Genomic DNA, 1,645 nt, shown 5'->3' on the forward strand with positions numbered 1-1,645 from the left:
AGATTGCGTCAAATCCTCAGAATCTACTGTACTGCCGCATGGCGGCTCCGAACCCAATCCGGAAGCGCTAATTTTCGCTGCGATGGTGAAGTTCCTCATGCTGCGGAGCTGCGGCAGCATCAGTCGTTCATGCGTCCGCAGCGTGGTCGAAGCTGGTGACATTCGGGATGCGGGACAACCCCGCCTTTCGCTCGTCCGCACCAAGCTAACACTGGGCCCTAACCGGTCATTAGCCTGGGCGACAAAATGTGGCGGTCCGGCCCGTCATTGCCGCGATTCGTTGCCGCAGCGAATTTGAGGTGTGGGCGTATTTCCGCTTTGCGGGACGAAGCAAGCTGAGTCACCCAATTCTAACAAAAGATGCTGTTCTACCCGGCCCGACGATTGAGGTAATCCAGCGGACTAACGTTGCAATTGGCTTCGCATAAACGCGACGTTCACGGCCAGACCCGGCAAAAGCCACTGGAACAGCCTGACCACTGACAGGACCTCTTCCAACGAGGCATCGGATGCGGCCGCGTCCCTCAGGGCGTCCGGGGTTATTCCGGTCGCATTCGGCAGTGAGACAGCAAGGTCGATGGCCGCCTGATGGACACACTCAACGCCGGTGGCATACCCCGCCTCGGGCAGTCGAGGGCTGAGATCGTTCCAGGCCAAGGCGAAATAGCTGGGCCAGCGGGCAAAGGCGCGATAGTCGGTGTTGACGAAGGGCAGCCCGAGCACCTCGCGGAGCTCATCGTATAGGGCCGCCAGATCGTCTGAGGCGTGATGCGCTTCCATCAGGGGCGGCTTGGGCATCGTCTGAATTGGAGAAGTAACGCGGCCAAGATCTCCACCGCCGTGCCATGAGTTTCCTTCCAGCAGCAGCCGCGCCAGCGTCGCCATCAGGACGTAAGGCATGTTGCCGGCGGAAAAGACTTCGTTGCAGGCGCGGATGTCGTCGATCTCCAGCACGCCATAGCCCTGCGACATGAGCCGCGACACCAGGGGCGCAGGCTGCAAGGCTTCTGCTGCCCGCTCGGCGACATCCCGAAGGGACTGGCAGGTCTGTTCAAACACCTTGGTTCCGGTGATTGGCTCCATGGCCGACCACAGGGTGTCATAGAAGCAGGGGTAATGCGCGAAGGCCATGGCAACCACGCCCATCCAGGGGACGCCGAGGCCCTTCTTGGTGCGCTCGTAAACCGCCGCGCGCGCGCCGCTGACGGCGAATTCCGGGACTGGATGGATCGCGGGAATAGGGTCGGGCTTCAGCCGGGGGAGTTCAGCCATCGGCGTGGATTTCCTGCGGCAAACCTTCGCTCCATTTACGAAGCTCGTCGAGGAACCCCAGCGCACTGCGCCCGAACTCGGTGATCTCGTAGTGAACAGACACCGGGGCTGTATCCATGACTTCGCGCCGGACCAGTCCCTGCGTTTCCAGTTGGCGCAGACGTTCGGTAATCATCTTCTTGGATGCGCCACCCACCATCCGAGCCAGATCGTTGAACCTGACCGGACCGTCCTTGAGGTGCCACAGGATCGACCCGGTCCATTTTCCGCCGATGATCCGCATGCCCTTTTCGATCGCGCAAGGTTCAAAACAGGCCTCATAGACCTGCCGCCTTCCCTGGGCGTCGTCTTCGACTCTTGCACGCATGTGGTG

General features: G+C 61.0%; 3 protein-coding genes. 1 reads left to right on the forward strand and 2 read right to left on the reverse strand.

What is annotated here, in order from left to right; all coding sequences use genetic code 11:
- On the forward strand, positions 1-298 hold a 298-nt coding region (locus AVO45_RS19965; RefSeq protein WP_205627890.1), incomplete at its 5' end, for a hypothetical protein.
- A gap of 104 nt (positions 299-402) precedes the next feature.
- Here AVO45_RS19965 and AVO45_RS12480 read toward each other — a convergent pair.
- Together AVO45_RS12480 and AVO45_RS12485 are read right to left on the reverse strand one after the other, a co-directional pair.
- Positions 403-1,272: a hypothetical protein gene (locus AVO45_RS12480; protein WP_068347446.1), complete on the reverse strand. Its 870-nt coding sequence runs from the start codon at positions 1,270-1,272 to the stop codon at positions 403-405.
- Positions 1,265-1,639 (reverse strand): winged helix-turn-helix transcriptional regulator, encoded by a 375-nt coding sequence (locus AVO45_RS12485; protein ID WP_068347447.1) that lies wholly within the window; start codon positions 1,637-1,639, stop codon positions 1,265-1,267. The genes AVO45_RS12480 and AVO45_RS12485 overlap by 8 nt, the downstream gene beginning before the upstream one ends.
- Positions 1,640-1,645 lie beyond the last annotated feature (6 nt).

The organism is Ruegeria marisrubri, from assembly GCF_001507595.1.
Taxonomy (GTDB): Bacteria; Pseudomonadota; Alphaproteobacteria; order Rhodobacterales; family Rhodobacteraceae; genus Ruegeria; species Ruegeria marisrubri.